This window comes from Acinetobacter sp. ABJ_C5_2, from assembly GCF_044538485.1.
In the GTDB taxonomy this organism is placed as follows: Bacteria; Pseudomonadota; Gammaproteobacteria; order Pseudomonadales; family Moraxellaceae; genus Acinetobacter; species Acinetobacter nosocomialis_A.
In genome coordinates this window covers 286,570-303,575 of the sequence record NZ_JBIUCS010000002.1, presented here as the reverse complement: position 1 = coordinate 303,575, position 17,006 = coordinate 286,570, and the positions used below count along the sequence as shown (strand labels likewise).

The following is a 17,006-nucleotide window of genomic DNA, read 5'->3' as shown; positions in this document are numbered from 1 at the left end:
ACAGGGCTTTTTTATATTTTGAGTTTTTATCACGTCAAATAAATTAAATAAATCTTTGTTTGTGTCACGCTATTTCTTCTTCTGATTATCAATCATTTAACTCGAACATATTAATATATTTATTTGTAATATGAGTTTCAAATAGTCATTTTTCGCGTGAATTGTTAAGTTAAATGTTATACAGAACCGTACGTTATTTAGCTGTTGCAGATAAACGCTAAATATTAGACAGACCTGTACGTTTTCGCTTACATGATGATAAGAAAAATACTACTTTTCTTCATAATTGGATATGACAAAATACATCACATAAGGAAATAGAAATAAAAACAACGGAAGTGAATAAAACAAGAAGAAAGATGCAGAAAGCATCTCACATATAACAAGAAAAACAGAGATAAACACGATAAACAAGAACTACAGCGCCAAAAACCCAAGCAGAAATGCTTGGGTTTTTTATTTTATCGCTAAGTTATAACTATTTAGACTAGATCTGTTTCATGTGAATCGCTACCAAACAATGAACGACGCTGATCTCTAGGAATTCGTGGGCATTGGCTAGAAATTTGATAAAGCAAGTTAGCTAGAGCAGGGAGATGAGTGCCCACTACAGATTTTCCAGTGGTTAGTAATGAAACACTAATATCGCGTTCTGGGTCGGCCCAACATAAAATATTAGAGAAACCGAGATGACCAAAAGCTTGTCCAGTCATCGGACCAAATAAACCTACTGGATTGCTACCGAGCATGGGACCTAGTGCATAACGCATCGGTATTAATAAGGTTCGGTCAATGTTAACTCCTGTGGTCGGTAGAGTTGCTCTAAAAATTGTTTTTTCACTTAGAATTTGTTTGCCTTGGTAGCTTCCCCCACTTAAAAGCATTTCAAAGAAGCGGCCAGCTTGTTCGGCACTGGTATAAATGTTACCGGCAGGGCAGATGGTATCCATAAAACGGCTATCATTGGTCACATCTACAGCGAGTTGTAAGCCGCCACCTAGTACATGATTGAGATAGTGATCTGTTCCTAAGCGAGGATGTAAACCTGTTGCACAATTGAGTGCGACTTTGGAGCGATATTCTGGTTTCAAACCATAGTTGAAATAAGGCATATCCATCGGTTTCTCGATGGTCTCATGCACAAATTGGCGAAGGTCTTGTCCTGTGACTCGCTCAATAATTTCACCTAAAATATAACCTGCGGTTACAGCATGATAGGCGAGGTGATTGCCTGCTGGAGAAACGGGTCTTGCTGCATATAAGCGCTTTAAAATTTCATCTTTATCAAAAAGCAGTTCAGGAGTGACTTCTCCATCAACATAAGGAATGCCTCCCCGATGTGCTAATAAATGAAAGATGGTCGCACGGCGCTTCCCATTTACACCATATTCAGGAATGTAATAACTGACAGGATCAAGTAAGTTGATTTCACCTTTTTCATCTAAAAGATGAATCAACATGGCTGTAATCATTTTGGATGCTGAAAATAAGCAAACCGGAGTATCCGGTGTTGCGATGATTGCATTATTTTGCAAACCTTCTGGAGAGTTGCCTTGAGCATAGCCAATGCTTCGATTTAATAAAATTTTCCCCTGTCTACGTAAACAAAAAGTAATGAGCGGATAGTTCCCGGTTTTATAGAGTGACTCAATACTTTTCCAGATCTTTTGAACCTGACGTTCATTCATTCCACCTTGTTCAGCAGGTACCTCATCTTTGTGATGAATGACCGATCCAATATCGTCTGGTACTGGACAGGTGTTGGTCGAAAATATTTTCACACGTCCCTCGCGTTTCTTTCTTTTTATTGAAGGCCAAGTGTGCAGGGTTCGGATGCGTATGTCAGTGTCTAAAATGACAGGTAACTGAAAACAATTTTGCAATCCATATATAGATACCTTAAAATAGGCAACTTGCTGTAGTGATGCACGGCAGTCAGTTGCGCTCAACTGATTCATATCATTTTATTTTTTAAGCATCTCGGAGAAATCGAATGGCTTTAACTAATGCAGACCGCGCAGAGATCATTGCTAAATTTGCTCGCGCTGAAAACGACACTGGTTCACCAGAAGTACAAGTAGCTTTATTGACTGCTCAAATCAATGATTTACAAGGTCACTTTAAAGCTCACAAACACGACCACCATAGCCGTCGCGGTTTAATCCGTATGGTTAACCAACGTCGTAAATTACTTGACTACTTAAATGGTAAAGACCACGAGCGTTACACTGCTTTGATCGGTGCTTTAGGTCTACGTCGTTAATTCGATTTTGCTTTGTTTTCGGTTTATCGCATGTTGCTATGCTTTGTTTCTGGAAAGAAAGTTTCGCCTAATCAACCGTTAGGCGATTTATAGAAGGGGCGCTTGTGCGCTCCTTCTTTGCGTTTAATATTATTTAAAATTTTTGGTCTAGTGTGATGGCTTCTAAGCTTTGTCATTTATCTACCAATAGTTGTAGTCTGAATGCCAAACCTTAGGGGTCTCACTAGAATAAAATTAGGAAAATACAATACATGTCAATGTTTAACATCGTTCGTAAAGAATTCCAGTTCGGTCAACATCAAGTCGTTTTAGAAACGGGTCGCGTTGCACGTCAAGCAAATACAGTTTTAATTACAATGGGCGGCGTAACTGTTTTAGTTGCAGTTGTTGCTCAATCTAAAGCAAAAGCGGGTCAAGACTTTTTCCCATTAACAGTTAACTATCAAGAAAAACAATATGCAGCTGGTCGTATCCCTGGTGGTTACGGTAAGCGTGAAGGTCGTGCTTCTGAAGCTGAAACTTTAATTTCACGTCTTATTGACCGTCCAATTCGTCCATTGTTCCCAGAAGGTTACTTCAACGAAATTCAAGTAACAGCAACAGTTGTTTCTTCTGACAAAACTATGGAAGCTGATATTGCTGCAATGTTAGGTACTTCTGCTGCATTAGCAATTGCAGGTACACCATTCCGTGGCCCAATCGGTGCAGCTCGTGTTGGTTTAATTAACGGCGAATATGTTTTAAACCCGAACTTTGAACAAATGGCTCAATCTGACCTTGACCTTGTGGTTGCTGGTACAGAAGCGGCTGTATTAATGGTTGAATCTGAAGCAAAAGAACTTTCAGAAGACCAAATGCTTGGTGCAGTGCTTTTCGGTCATGACGAAATGCAAATCGCGATTCAAGCAATTAAAGAATTTGCTGCTGCTGCTGGTGCAGTGGAATCAACTTGGGTTGCTCCAGCTAAAAATGAAACACTTCGTGAGCAATTAAAAGCAGCTTTCGAAGCTAAAATTTCTGAAGCGTATACGATTGCAGTTAAACAAGATCGTTATGCAGCATTAGATGCACTTTATGCAGAAGCTTTAGCTCAGTTCGTTCCTGAAAATGACGAAACTGGTCTTGCTGAAGAAGTAAACGAATTATTTGAAGACCTTAAATACCGTACAGTACGTGACAACATCTTGTCTGGTAAGCCACGTATTGATGGTCGTGATACTAAAACTGTTCGTGCGATCGACGTTCAAGTTGGCGTATTAGACCGTGCACACGGTTCTGCATTATTTACACGTGGTGAAACTCAAGCGTTGGTAACAACAACTTTGGGTAACACACGTGATGCGTTAATGGTTGATACGCTTTCTGGTACTAAGACTGACAACTTCATGTTGCACTACAACTTCCCTGCATACTCTGTAGGTGAAACAGGTCGTGAGTCTGGTCCTAAGCGTCGTGAAATTGGTCATGGTCGTTTAGCACGTCGTGGTGTTCAAGCAGTTCTTCCTGCCGCTGACCGCTTCCCGTACGTGATCCGTATTGTATCTGACATTACTGAATCTAACGGTTCATCTTCAATGGCTTCTGTATGTGGCGCATCATTATCTCTTATGGATGCAGGTGTTCCACTTAAAGCACCAGTTGCTGGTATCGCAATGGGCTTAGTGAAAGAAGGCGAGCGTTTCGCTGTACTTTCTGACATCTTGGGTGACGAAGACCACCTTGGTGACATGGACTTTAAAGTAGCAGGTTCTGCAAACGGTATTACTGCACTTCAAATGGACATCAAGATCGAAGGTATTACTGAAGAAATTATGGAAGTTGCGTTAAACCAAGCATTTGCTGGTCGTATGCACATCCTTAATGAAATGAACAAAGTAATTTCACGCGCTCGTCCTGAAATTTCAATGCATGCTCCAACATTTGAAGTAATTACAATTAATCCGGACAAAATCCGTGACGTAATTGGTAAAGGTGGTGCAACAATCCGTCAAATTACTGAAGAAACTAAAGCTGCAATCGATATTGAAGATAACGGTACAGTTCGCGTATTTGGTGAAACTAAAGCTGCTGCTAAAGCTGCGATTGCAAAAATCCAAGCGATTACTGCTGAAGTTGAACCAGGTAAAATCTATGACGGTAAAGTTATCCGTATCGTAGAATTTGGTGCGTTCGTAAACATTATGCCAGGTACTGATGGTCTTCTTCATATTTCGCAAATCTCGAATGAGCGTATTGCGAACGTAACTGACGTTCTTAAAGAAGGTCAGGAAGTGAAAGTACAAGTTGCTGATGTTGACAACCGTGGTCGTATCAAATTGACTATGAAAGATATTGAGCAAGCATAATTGCTTAACTCACTAAAAAAGTCCGCTTGATGCGGGCTTTTTTTATGGCATGATGCAAGTAACACACAAATAGATCGACGTGGTATGCAGGTTTATTATTTTTATCGTCATCAAAAGGATGGCTATGTTTTTTTGAGCCGAGAAAAGCACACTGAACATGTTCTGGAGTTTTTCTGGATTGATAGTGTGAGATCTGATGTTGTTAACCATAATGAAGAATGGCAACAAGAAATTCAGCAGCTTGCAGATGTCGCAATTAATGAATTTCATATGCGAGATATTGCCAATATTGAGCACCCTTGCGCCTTTGATACGCTTGAAGAATATGACCTGCTTATTTTTAGAAAGCTTGTTACACCTGATGATGAAATTAAAAATGGGGAATCACATGAGAGTGTATTTGGCTTAGCCACCACGCCAATTAGTTTTATTTTTACCCCTAAAGTACTCATTAGCGTACGTGAGCAGGGCAACAAGTCGATTGAAAACTATATTCAGCGTCTTGAAAATATTTTATGTAAAACTCTAGAAGAACAAAACAAAACCCGTAAGTTGCCTAATTCACCTGTAGATTTATGTTTACGTCTGCTGAATAGCATGGTGGATGGTTATCTTGATATTCGTTCACCTTTAACCAGACGAGTCGAGCATTGGCAACAGCAATTGCTGCAAGGTAATCGCCGTTTTAAACAATGGCATCAGCTGTTTCATGAAAACATGGCCTTTCAGCAGGTTGAAAATTTATGCGAAGAGCAAATCGAAACCTTACAAGAGTTTCGAGATGAAATTGTAGAAAACTATCATCATGTTATTGGTGAGAAGACGCATAGTTCTCAAGATCTTCTGTTAGTTCGTTTGAATGATTTAATGAGTCATGTCGAACGTATTCAAAAGCATACTTTACGTTTACGTAGCGCTATTCAGTCAGCGATTGATTTGCATTTCTCAGCGATTGCAAACCAAACCAATGAGAATATGCGTATTCTTGCCATTATTACCGCTGTGTTTGCACCTCTCACACTTCTAACCGGTATTTACGGGATGAACTTTGAGTTTATTCCAGGGCTTAAATCGCCAGTGGGTTTTTGGATTATGCTCGGTGTCATGTTGCTCAGTACGGTTTTATTGCTGTACTACTTCTATCGACAGCATTTGGTAGGGCGTGGTGAGAAAAGTGTCATCGATTTATTGGCACAACAGCATCGTGAAGAACGGATGAATTTATTTTGGTTTTTGGAGTATGAACCGATTAAGCAGACATTGAAGGAAGTGGAGAAGATTACTCGGTTGAAATAAATTTTTATTTCTGCACGACGGGGTCTTGCTGAATTGTTATTTAATATAGTCATTAACCTTCGGTTCGACCTACTTTTGTTTCGGCAAAAGTAGGCAAAACCATTGCCATCTGCAAAACCTGTTCAATACCTATTTTTAAATAACAGTATTACAAAAGCATTATCTGATTGATACCACGCAGGTTGCAGATGGCTTTCCCGGCTATCAGATTTCAACTAGGATTTGATGCTGTATTAATGCTATTCCTCAATGAAAATGCTTCAACTGTTTTCTAAGTTGTTGCACTTCATCAATTAAATCTAACATCACCGCAACTGCTGCCAAACTTGCATCAAAGTCACGTTGTAAACGATACGCTTTACGAGCACGAATAACATCTTCACCCAAAAACTGATGTTTTTCAGGGGTATTTTCAATCGCTAAAATATCGTACTCAATGAGCTCTAGAATCCAGTCTGGGCTTTGACCACAGGCTTGAGCAAATTGTTGCAAGTCAAATGTACATTGTTCATCAACGACTTCAGCACTAAAGGTGTGGCCGTCACATACAATTTCTCGATAATGGATGGTTGTCATGATCTTGCTCCCTAATGAGATGAACGAGGTTCGAATGAAGCAAAGGCTTCTGCCAATTGCTGATACGCTTCTTTTTCTTTTTCAGAATGCGCAGGTGGGAATACAATATTTAAAATTAAATAAAGATGGCCTGGCGTTTTATTTGGTATCCCTTTGTCTTTTAAACGTAGCTGTTGTCCTTGTTTTGCATTTTTAGGTAAATTGACATGTAAGGACCCAGCAGGTGTTTTTACTTCAATACCTTGACCTAATGCTGCTTCCCACGGTGCTACATCTATAGTTAAATATACATCACTGCCTTCGACATGAACACGATCTGTATCTTTATATTGAATCTCGATATACAGATCGCCGTTGGCACCACCATTGATGCCACTTTGTCCTTGGCCACTTAGGCGAATTTGTTGGCCTTCCTTCATGCCTTTAGGTATTTTCACCTGTAGGGTTTTTCGTTGTACCTCAGGCTCACCATAAACATTCACAGTCGGAATTTGTAAGGTAATCTGTTGTGTTGATCCATGGTAGGCAATATCAAGATCGACCTCTATACTGGCATGTTGATCTTCACCCCGATAACTACGTTGTTGTCTTTGGTATTGTTGCTGTCCACCACCAAAGCCTGCACCAAAACGACCAAATAAGTCTTCAAAACCACTAAAGTCAGCTTGTTCACCACCGCCGCCTGTAAAGCCTTGACGATAAAAGCGTGCGCCATCAAATCCACCTTGGGCTGCACCTTGACCAAAGCCATTGAAGCCTTGTGGGTGGTCTAACATTTGGTCATATTCAGCTTTTTTTTCGGAATTGCTTAAGGTGTCGTAGGCAACATTAATGGCCTGCATCTTTTCTTCCGCATCTTTTTCTTTGCTGATGTCGGGGTGATATTTACGAGCTAGTTTCCGATATGCTTTTTTAATTTCATCAGCAGAGGCTTCTCGTGTAACCCCTAATTCTTCATAATAATTTTTGGCCATAATGTTTTATCACGATGGTGTTGTTTATTTCATTATGAAACAATTTTTAAGGCTTTCAATGAGCTAGATTGTATAAGAGTTGTTCTCTTACAAAAATGGGGAAGCAAGGTGGAAGAGACATAAGTCAGTTAGGGTTATGCCTCTCATTGCTTAAATGAACGTCTGATATAAACCGTAAACAGCAATCAGTAAAAGTAATAGACCGCATAGGCCGAGTATTTTAGGGTATAAGTGGCTGTTAGATAGGCGACGGAAAAATACATAAACCAAAGATAGGGTTAAAAAATCTAAAACAATCCATGTCAGTGTAAGAAGGACCAAACTGAAATTTAAGTTAGGTGAAATAGAGACAAATTGAGGAAAGAAAGCTGAAAAGAAAATAATATCTTTAGGGTTTGAAATACCGACCAAAAAGCCTTTTTTAAAACCACCGTTTTGTGCAGAAACGGTTTGTATTGCCTCAGGATGCGGAGCTTGGATGACTTCTTTAAGAATACTAAATCCTAAATAGCCAATATAGAGACAGCCTAAAACACGAATAATATTTAAATAGCTTTCATTAATACCGAGTACACCTTTAAGCACGAGTACTGAAATAAAAATTAAAACTAGTGAGGCGAGGTTTGTACCAAAAATGGTTTCCAGTGCTTTTTTATAACCGCCTTTAAGTCCGGCGCTTGCCACCAAAATCATGACTGGGCCAGGAGTCGCAATCATAATAATGACACTGAAAATAAAGAGAAAATAATCAAAATAATTCATGAAATATAAGCATCTTGTTTATTAGGCTATAAAGTAAGCTCATATTAACTGATTTAAAATAAGATGCTGAAAATTATCATCAAAAAACTATAGATAAATAAAAAGGCGGTTTGACCGCCTTTTTATGAGGTGAGTAATTAACTCAAATGTTCGCCAAATAAACCTAGTGCTTCTTCAGCAGTGAACTCATAACGGGTGTTACAGAACTGGCAATCCATTTGAATTGGGTTCTGAGCTTCCAGTGTTTCATGAACAGCATCAACACCAATTTGAAGTAATGCTTTAGCACAACGTTCTTTAGAACACGTACAGCCAAATTTTAAGTGTTCAACTTCTGGCAAGCGTACTTCTTCTTCGTTATAGAGACGATACAAAATCTCATTTGCTGAAAGCTCAGTCAGTTCTTCAGGCTTAAGCGTTTCAGTCAGCATGGTTAAACGTGGCCATAGGTCTTCATCAACCAGTTTTTGCTCTTCTTCATCATGACGAGGTAATAACTGAATGAGTAAACCACCAGAACGTTTAGCTGTACTTGCCAATACGATACGAGTTGGAATTTGAGCAGATAAATCATAATACTGCATCAAACAACCTGCTAGATTTGTTTGGTCAAGAGGTACGATCCCTTGATAACGCTCACCATGCTCGGGTTCGATGTTAATAAATAAAATTGGATTAACTAAAGCACCAAGGACTGTACTGCTGTCAGTTGCTTCAACAAAACGTGGATCTGTTTCGTAGTCTGCTAAAGCACGAACTTCACCTAAGTGATTACATTCAGCCATAGCCCATTTGAAAGAGCCGCTAGCCTGGATTTGCAAGCTGATACGGCCTTTGATTTTTAAAGTACTTGCAAGTAATGCAGTCGCGCTCAACATCTCGCCTAGTAGAATTTTAACCGCAGGCATGTAGTCGCGTTGAGCTAAAATAGTTTGTAATGCTTCTTCTAGATGAACTACTTCACCGCGAACAGGAAAGTCCTCTATATAAAAGCGTTGGCGTAAATCAGACATAATATTCTCCAGGGCCCTAAGCAGATTATAACAACTTCGGTTTAATCAAGCTTAGGGAATGCAGCGAAGCTGCAAGCAGGACAACGGCAACTTTTGTACCGATTGTCGCAATCATTTAGGCAATGTGAATAAGTCCTTAATATAGCCATTTTGCGAAATCTCAAGTTATTCTTCGTGATCTCGTGTAATGTCGATACGATTTGGTTGTAAATGACGCTTTAAGTTAACGTCATGTCTTGAAGTGGCTTGCTGTGCATCGCTTTCAAATAGGTGTTCAAGTTCAGCCAGTGCATTACGATGAGTTTCAAAAACTTTTTGTTCATCGGTATAAATGCTTTGCTGTTGTATGAGTAATTTCTCATCATAATCTCGAAAGATTTCGATATTGTTATAAGCTTGTTCATCGGAAATACCGAGTTCACGTAAAGCGCGATAAGCCATACCTAATGATGATAAATAAGTTTCACGCCAAATATGCTCAACCCCTAAATCTCTTAACAGGTGTACATGGTGCCGGTCACGAGCACGCGCTAGAAGTTTTAAGTTTGGATAGTTCAATCTTAAATGTCGTGCAACATTCATAGAGTCTTCGACATCATCAATGGCCAAAATAAATACTTGGGCTTTTTCAATGCCTGCTGAGCGAAGTAAATCGGGCTGGGTCACATCGCCATAATAGAGTTTGCCGCCGTATCGACGCACAAAGTCCACTTGGTGAAGGTTGTTGTCGATAGCAGTAAAGCCTAAGTGCTGCAAGCGGGCAATACGCGCAATAATTTGTCCAAAGCGCCCAAAACCAGCAATGATAATTGGATTATCTTGCTGAGGAATTTCATCATATTCAGGTGGACGTTCTTTATTAAACAAAGGAATGATTTTAGTTGCCATAATCCAGTAAATCACTGGTGTAAGGACCATCGATAAGGTCACAATCAGCGTAACAGGCTCTAATAAGGCATCGGTTAAAATCTTTTCACTTTTCGCAAGGCTTAAAATGACAAAAGCAAATTCACCACCTTGAGCCAAGCAAGTTCCAAGTAGCAGACTATTGTTCCAACTGTATTTTTTATAGCGGGCAATGGCAGTCAACACGAGGGTTTTGATGACGAGTAAGCCAATCGCTCCACCAATAATGAGCCAAGGCATTTCAATCAGTAACGACAGTTGCGTGGTCATGCCCACAGTCATAAAGAACAAACCAAGTAATAGCCCTTTAAATGGAGCAATACTTGCTTCAAGTTCATGACGGAATTCCGAGTCGGCCAAAAGTACGCCAGTGAGGAAAGCGCCTAGAGTTGTGCTAATCCCTAAAGTATCCATGAGTAGCACAACAGCAAGAATAATAAATAACCCTACTGCGGTAATCAGTTCAGTTGCACCACTTTTTGCAACGAAACGGAAAAATGGACGCATCACATAGCGACTAAATAAGAATAGACCACTGAATGTCGCGATGATGGCAGCAAAATAAGCAATACCATGATGAGTAGATTCAGTTCCTGCCAACAGTGGAATCACTGCCAGTAAAGGAATCGCTGCAATATCTTGGAAAAGCAGAATTGAAAAAGATTGCTGACCGTAGGTGGTATTGAGCTGTTGTTTTTCGGTCAGTAGTTGCAATACAAAGGCTGTAGAAGACAGCGCAAGCGCAAAACCAATGACAAAGCTGGCAGCAAGTTGTTGCTGAAATAGCAGCAATATGGTGAGCATCAGAATTACGCCCGTAATCACCACTTGCAAACTGCCCATCACGAAAATGGAGTCACGCATTTCCCATAAACGTTGTGGACGTAACTCTAGTCCAATTAAGAACATAAGTAAGATCACGCCAAACTCAGCCAGTTCCATAATGGCTTCAGGGTCATGAGCAATATTTAAAACACTTGGGCCAAGAAGGATGCCCGTAAATAAATAACCTAAAACTGTTGCAATCCCTAAGCGCTTACCCAAAGGGACTAAAATCAGAGAAGCTCCAAGAAAAATTGTTGCTTGCAGTAGGAATGACATTCATTACCCCGAATGTATTGATCTTTTTAAGTGTAAAGCCAAAAAGGCTTCTTCACACCATGATATTCAAATCATCTAACTAAATTCTTGCGGGTCAACATCAATAGAGAGTCTGAGTTGATGCTGTCTTGGTGCATGAACCAACTGAGCCCACCATTGTCTTAAGTAAAAATGCAGACGAGCACGGTCGGCAGACAAAATCACCATATGGGCGCGGTAACGTCCGGCTTTACGTTCCATTGGTGCTGGAATAGGCCCCCAGATATCAACAATATCACCTGCAATTTGGCGAAGTTGTTCGGCAGCTTCATTTAAAAAATGCAAGGTATAGTCACGATCTTTCGACTCGGCACGAATTAGGACCGCATAACGATAAGGCGGCAGTAATGCAACCTTCCGTTCAGCTAATGTTTGTTTCGCGACCGCCCGATAGTCTTTTTCGATGAGTGTGGTGAGTAAGGGATGATCTGGCCTTAAAGTCTGTAAATAAACATGGCCTTTGTGTTCTCCACGACCTGCACGACCAGCCACTTGTACAATCAACTGCGCCGTACGTTCTGGTGCCCGAATATCGACACTCAGTAAACCTGCATCAATATCTAAAATAGCAACCAAGGTCACATGCGGAAAATGGTGACCCTTTGCCAACATTTGAGTACCGAGCAAAATTGTTGGTTTGTTTTGATGAATACGATCATAAATTTTTTGCCAACTACCGACACGACTGGTACTGTCACGATCGACCCGAATCACATCATAGTCTGGGAATAACTCTTGTAAGTGCTCTTCAACTTTGGCTGTTCCTGCACCTAAAGTTTTTAAACTCTTCTGCTGACATTCAGGGCAGTGGTCTGGCAAGCGATGAACCGTGCCGCAGTGGTGACAATGTAAATAAGAATAAGGCTGAGTGTGTAACGTAAAATGCGCATCGCAATGTGGACAATTCGCTTGCCATCCACAGCTTTCACAAACCAATACAGGTGCATAGCCACGACGGTTTAAAAAGATTAAAACCTGTTCTTTTCTTGCTAGCGTATTTTTAATCTGTTCGATTAAAGGCTGACTAATACCATGCTGCTTTTTGACAATTTTAAGATCTATCAAATGCATTTTAGGTAAAAGCGCATAGCCTGCACGTTGGTTAAGTTGCAGTGAAGTTAACTTGCCAGTTTCTACTAAGTAATAACTGTCAATACTTGGGGTCGCTGAACCTAAAATAACAGGGCAGCCTTGTAAGTGGCCCCGATAAAGCGCGACATCACGGGCATGGTAACGGAAACCTTCTTGCTGTTTGTAAGACAGGTCGTGTTCTTCATCTAAAATGATGAGGCCCAAACGTGGCAGTGGCGTATAAATGGCTGAGCGAGTTCCTAAAATAATAGAGGCTTTGCCAGTCTGTGCCTGTTGCCATGCTTGTAAGCGTTTAGAGTCATTTAAGCCTGAATGCAATAAAGCAATATCGCAGTTAAAGCGAGACTTAAAGCGCGAAATAGTTTGAGGGGTTAACCCAATTTCAGGAACTAACACCAGTACTTGCTTACCTTGCTTTAACACCTCATGCATGATGTGCAGATAAACCTCAGTTTTACCACTTCCAGTTAAGCCATCTAGTAAAAATGCTTGGTATTGATGCTGTGCATTAATGACGTGCTGAGTTGCCTTCTTTTGGTCATCATTTAACGTAAGTGGCATTTGAGCCAATTGCACAGGTGCTGGGCTAAAATCATGAGGCTCAAGTGTACAGTCTATCAGCCCTTTCTTTTGAAGCGCTTTAAGCGTAGCCGTTTCTACACCACTTAAATTAAGAATATTCTCTGTAGTACCTGTAGGATGTAACTTTAAAATTTGATATGCATCTTGTTGCTTAATGGAGCGCTTTAGCAGAGCTTCAGCATTGTCACAAGGAATGATTTTCCATAAATGAAACAACACATCCATCGGTTTGCCCTGACGTAATAACGCAGGTAAAGCAGTCTGCATCACTTCACCAATCGGAAATTGGTAATATTGTGCTGACCATGTCAATAAATTTAAAACTTGTTCATCTAAAATAGGTTCATCATCTAAAAGTTCAGAAATGGCTTTAAGCTGAAAGTTACCTGTAAATGATTCTTGTGGGTCAACTTTTTCAGTAATGATACCAATCAGGTTTTGCCGTCCAAATGAAATCGCGACGCGTGAACCTACCTGAGCCCGTTCATATTGTGCTTTGGTGAGTGTATAGTCAAAAGTGTCGTACAGATGCACAGGTACGGCAACACGCACACGATAAACAACTGAATCAGGCTTTGGCGTTATGGTCATAGAGGCTCATTTCGTCAATTTTAAAAAACGGCATAGCGTCGTGAAGAGGACTTGGGTATTCTACACAGGCTATAGAATGAATATGAATGATTGCGTAGCATAGATGCAACAGCAGCGACTATTATTTTTGGAAAATTAGAACATTACCATGCCTGCATATCAATTTACTGCTATTGATGCTTCAGGGAAGCAGCAAAAGGGGGTGCTTGAGGGAGACTCGGCACGTCAGATTCGCCAACAATTACGCGATAAAGCATGGACTCCGATTAGCGTTGACCCTGTTGAACAAAAAGACAAGCATCAAAGCCACGGGTTATTCCAGAAAAAGTTTAGTGCTTATGATTTGGCACTGATGACCAGACAACTCTCCGTTTTGGTTGCTGCTGCAATTCCTCTAGAAGAAGCTTTACGTGCCGTGAGCAGACAAAGTGAAAAAGCACATGTGCAAAATCTTTTACTCTCGGTTCGTTCAAGAGTATTAGAAGGGCATTCACTTGCGCAAGGCATGCAACAGTCAGGTCGTTTTCCTGACCTTTATATAGCAACGGTTGCGGCAGGTGAGCGTTCAGGTCATTTAGATCTCATTTTAGATCAGCTATCAGACTACACTGAGAACCGTTTTGCTATGCAAAAGAAAGTTCAAGGTGCCATGATTTACCCGATCATTTTAATGCTCATGTCATTTGGTATTGTGATGGGATTAATGACTTATGTTGTACCCGAGATTGTAAAAACCTTCGATCAAAGCAAAGATGCCTTACCATGGATTACAGTCGCTTTAATGAAAGCGAGTGATTTTATTCGCCATGCGTGGGTGTTTATTATTCTTTTTGCAGTTGTGGGTGTGATTGCCTTTGTACGGTTTTTAAAAACAACGGCTGGTCATTATGCTTTTGATCGCTTAACACTCAAATTGCCATTATTCGGTAAACTGTCCCGTGGTATTAATGCTGCACGTTTTGCCAGTACCTTGTCTATTTTGACTCGTTCGGGTGTGCCATTGGTCGATGCCTTAAAAATTGGTGCTGCGGTGACTAATAACTGGGTGATCCGTGACTCAATTGCGAATGCTGCTGAACGGGTCACAGAAGGTGGTAACTTGGGTACGCAATTGGAGCGCAGTGGTTATTTCCCACCAATGATGGTACAAATGATCCGAAGTGGTGAGGCATCGGGTGAGCTTGACCGTATGCTGGAACGTGCGTCGACTATGCAAGACCGTGAGGTGACGACATTTATTTCAACCTTATTGGCATTACTTGAACCGCTTATGCTGGTTCTAATGGCAAGCATTGTACTGGTCATTGTAATTGCGGTTATGCTGCCAATCGTAAATATGAACAATATGATTTAATAACTTTGATATTAGAGATAATGATGAAAGTAAAAAATATTCAAAGCGAAACAGCGATGAAACAACATAGTGAATCTGTGGTTTCAAATCAGCTTGAGCCAACGAGCCATTCCGAGTATAGCTCTGTATCAGATGTTTATTCCTCAAGCGCTTTCGGACTTGCGGCACGTTCGAATGGTGCTCGAATGAAACGTGCCTCAGGCTTTACCCTTATTGAAGTTATGGTTGTGATTGTAATTTTAGGCGTGTTGGCAGCTTTAATCGTACCGAACGTCATGGGCCGTAGTGAAAAAGCTAAAATCGATACGACTCAAATTACTTTGAAGGGTGTAGCGGGTGCTTTAGATCAGTACAAGCTTGATAATGGGCATTTCCCAACCATGCAAGAAGGTGGACTAGATGCACTTATTAACCAACCTGCTACAGCAAAAAACTGGATGCCAGGTGGTTATGTGAAAGGTGGTTACCCTAAAGACAGTTGGAAAAATGATATTCAATATGTCATTCCTGGAAAAGATGGCCATCCTTTTGACCTATATTCATTTGGTGCAGACGGTAAAGAAGGTGGTGAAGGTAACGATGCCGATATTTATTACCAGCCTTAATTAAAATGTAAGAGAGATTATCGATTTGTTTAAAAAGATAAAACGATAATGCGAATTGATAATCTTTCTTAATCACGAAAATATAATAAATGTTTGAAAATAAAATAATAAAGTTAATAGTTAGATTTGAGATTTAAAATAAGAATTATTCCCATATTTAATAGTTACAAGAAAGTTAAAATATAAGAGAAAATAAGCTATATATTTAAATAAAAGCTTTGCATAATAAATAAAAAAGCACTTTATAAACTTATAGGAGAGATTAAATGAAAGCATTTCTCGTACTTGATGAACTAAACCAGTTTCATTGGGTAATGCTTAAGTCTGTCCTATTGATTTTAGCATTATTACCGATTGCTGAAGTTTCATTAAAGCTATGGTTGAGTACAGAAGGCAGTAGTCAAATCATGATTGGCTTCTTTGCATTAAGTATTGTGAGCGCGTGGTTAATGGTGAGCTTCTTTACGGCATTAAAAGCGAGTGTATGGCAAGCTAAACAGATCTCTTCTAAATATGAGCAATTAGTTTTTAAAGCTTATCGCTATGTACCTATGGTCTTTTTATCAAGCTTAGTTGCTTATTTATCTTTAGAATTATCAATCGCTTTTTAGTGATATTTAAAACCAAATTTTTAAATAAAACGTAGAGGCAGTATCTACGTTTTATTTTTTTGTTTAAGCAGGCTCAACCAATCGTGCTGTGATTTTACGGACGACGGGTAAGACTAAAAGCAGCGTTGGAAAAGCAATTAACCAAGAAATGACCCATGCAGACATCCAGACATTTATAGAAAAGCCTTCTAGTCCTAAACTTCGTAAAGTGCTGACCATGGACACTACAAAAGTCATAATGATGGATAGAAGAAAAGGTAAAACAATAGCTGTATAACGACTTGGAAGTTTCTTAAAATTATAGAAAGTTTTTTGGTTTTCCATTTTGACTCCGTAAACCAACAAACGCCCGCGCCATTCAAAATATAAAAATATTTTGAATAAATAGCTCCAAGCCTTGTTGGAGGTATGTTGGAACGTTGATTGACGTAAACGTTTACGGCTTTTGAATCAGCGGACTTAATTTAACATGGAATTTTCAAATTAAATATAAATAATTTATTTTTTTATATTGTGTATTTTTGATTTGAAGATTTAAGAATATGAGAAATATAAAGTGGAACAGATCGAGTGGAATGATTTTTTAAAAGTAGAACTTCGCGTTGGTAAAATTATTCAAGCTGAGTTTTTTGAAAAAGCGCGTAAACCTGCCTATATTTTACATGTAGATTTTGGTGAAGAGTTAGGGGTACGTAAATCAAGTGCTCAGATTACTAAACTTTATCAATCACAAGATTTGATTGGTAAATTAGTGGTTGCTGTCGTGAATTTCCCTAAGAAACAAATTGGTCCTATTCAGTCAGAATGCTTGGTGACAGGGTTTCATAACGCAGATGGGGATGTTGCACTTTGTATCCCAGAGTTTGAAGTTCCTCTGGGTACAAAACTATTATAAC

General features: G+C 39.7%; 15 protein-coding genes. 7 read left to right on the top strand and 8 right to left on the bottom strand.

Translation table 11 applies throughout. The features are described from left to right. Positions 1–482: 482 nt before the first annotated feature. On the bottom strand, positions 483–1,781 hold the full coding sequence (locus ACH8JV_RS04100) for a serine hydrolase domain-containing protein (RefSeq protein ID WP_263614938.1): 1,299 nt from the start codon (positions 1,779–1,781) through the stop codon (positions 483–485). Between the two features lie 212 nt (positions 1,782–1,993). Between ACH8JV_RS04100 and rpsO the strand changes: the two genes are divergently transcribed. From rpsO to ACH8JV_RS04085, 3 genes are all read left to right on the top strand, one after another. Then, entirely contained in the window at positions 1,994–2,263 is a 270-nt protein-coding gene (gene rpsO / locus ACH8JV_RS04095) for a 30S ribosomal protein S15 (RefSeq protein ID WP_001229357.1), read from the top strand. Positions 2,264–2,520: 257 nt separating this feature from the next. Next, positions 2,521–4,608, top strand: coding sequence for a polyribonucleotide nucleotidyltransferase (gene pnp, locus ACH8JV_RS04090; RefSeq protein WP_396520016.1), 2,088 nt, complete (start codon positions 2,521–2,523; stop codon positions 4,606–4,608). An 84-nt stretch (positions 4,609–4,692) separates the two neighbouring features. Further along, complete coding sequence (locus tag ACH8JV_RS04085; protein ID WP_311087186.1) at positions 4,693–5,904, top strand: magnesium transporter CorA family protein; 1,212 nt, start codon at positions 4,693–4,695, stop codon at positions 5,902–5,904. A gap of 246 nt (positions 5,905–6,150) precedes the next feature. On the opposite strand, the gene ACH8JV_RS04080 is transcribed toward ACH8JV_RS04085, so the two are convergent. From ACH8JV_RS04080 to ACH8JV_RS04055, 6 genes are all read right to left on the bottom strand, one after another. After that, positions 6,151–6,480, bottom strand: a complete 330-nt coding sequence (locus ACH8JV_RS04080; RefSeq protein WP_396519851.1) for a chaperone modulator CbpM — start codon at positions 6,478–6,480, stop codon at positions 6,151–6,153. 11 nt (positions 6,481–6,491) lie between these two features. Then, positions 6,492–7,454 carry a DnaJ C-terminal domain-containing protein gene (locus ACH8JV_RS04075; RefSeq protein WP_311070267.1) on the bottom strand — a complete coding sequence of 321 codons (963 nt, stop codon included), beginning with the start codon at positions 7,452–7,454 and terminating at the stop codon, positions 6,492–6,494. A gap of 150 nt (positions 7,455–7,604) precedes the next feature. Then, positions 7,605–8,216, bottom strand: a complete 612-nt coding sequence (locus ACH8JV_RS04070; RefSeq protein WP_396519849.1) for a LysE family translocator — start codon at positions 8,214–8,216, stop codon at positions 7,605–7,607. 137 nt (positions 8,217–8,353) lie between these two features. Next, on the bottom strand, positions 8,354–9,229 hold the full coding sequence (locus ACH8JV_RS04065) for an Hsp33 family molecular chaperone HslO (protein ID WP_004699009.1): 876 nt from the start codon (positions 9,227–9,229) through the stop codon (positions 8,354–8,356). A gap of 165 nt (positions 9,230–9,394) precedes the next feature. Further along, positions 9,395–11,236 (bottom strand): monovalent cation:proton antiporter-2 (CPA2) family protein, encoded by a 1,842-nt coding sequence (locus ACH8JV_RS04060; protein WP_396519847.1) that lies wholly within the window; start codon positions 11,234–11,236, stop codon positions 9,395–9,397. Positions 11,237–11,311: 75 nt separating this feature from the next. Further along, on the bottom strand, positions 11,312–13,540 hold the full coding sequence (locus tag ACH8JV_RS04055) for a primosomal protein N' (protein ID WP_396519845.1): 2,229 nt from the start codon (positions 13,538–13,540) through the stop codon (positions 11,312–11,314). A 148-nt stretch (positions 13,541–13,688) separates the two neighbouring features. Here ACH8JV_RS04055 and gspF point away from each other — a divergent pair, with 148 nt between their 5' ends. From gspF to ACH8JV_RS04040, 3 genes are all read left to right on the top strand, one after another. After that, complete coding sequence (gspF, locus tag ACH8JV_RS04050; RefSeq protein WP_396519843.1) at positions 13,689–14,894, top strand: type II secretion system inner membrane protein GspF; 1,206 nt, start codon at positions 13,689–13,691, stop codon at positions 14,892–14,894. A 23-nt stretch (positions 14,895–14,917) separates the two neighbouring features. After that, complete coding sequence (gene gspG / locus ACH8JV_RS04045; protein ID WP_396519841.1) at positions 14,918–15,499, top strand: type II secretion system major pseudopilin GspG; 582 nt, start codon at positions 14,918–14,920, stop codon at positions 15,497–15,499. A gap of 266 nt (positions 15,500–15,765) precedes the next feature. Next, the gene (locus tag ACH8JV_RS04040; protein WP_311070272.1) at positions 15,766–16,110 is read left to right on the top strand and encodes a hypothetical protein; all 345 of its coding nucleotides are present in this window, start codon (positions 15,766–15,768) and stop codon (positions 16,108–16,110) included. A gap of 63 nt (positions 16,111–16,173) precedes the next feature. Here ACH8JV_RS04040 and ACH8JV_RS04035 read toward each other — a convergent pair whose 3' ends face one another. Further along, positions 16,174–16,434 (bottom strand): DUF2798 domain-containing protein, encoded by a 261-nt coding sequence (locus tag ACH8JV_RS04035; RefSeq protein WP_002156931.1) that lies wholly within the window; start codon positions 16,432–16,434, stop codon positions 16,174–16,176. A gap of 232 nt (positions 16,435–16,666) precedes the next feature. Between ACH8JV_RS04035 and ACH8JV_RS04030 the strand changes: the two genes are divergently transcribed. Continuing rightward, positions 16,667–17,005: a tRNA-binding protein gene (locus ACH8JV_RS04030; RefSeq protein WP_396519839.1), complete on the top strand. Its 339-nt coding sequence runs from the start codon at positions 16,667–16,669 to the stop codon at positions 17,003–17,005. The last annotated feature ends 1 nt before the right edge of the window (position 17,006 follow it).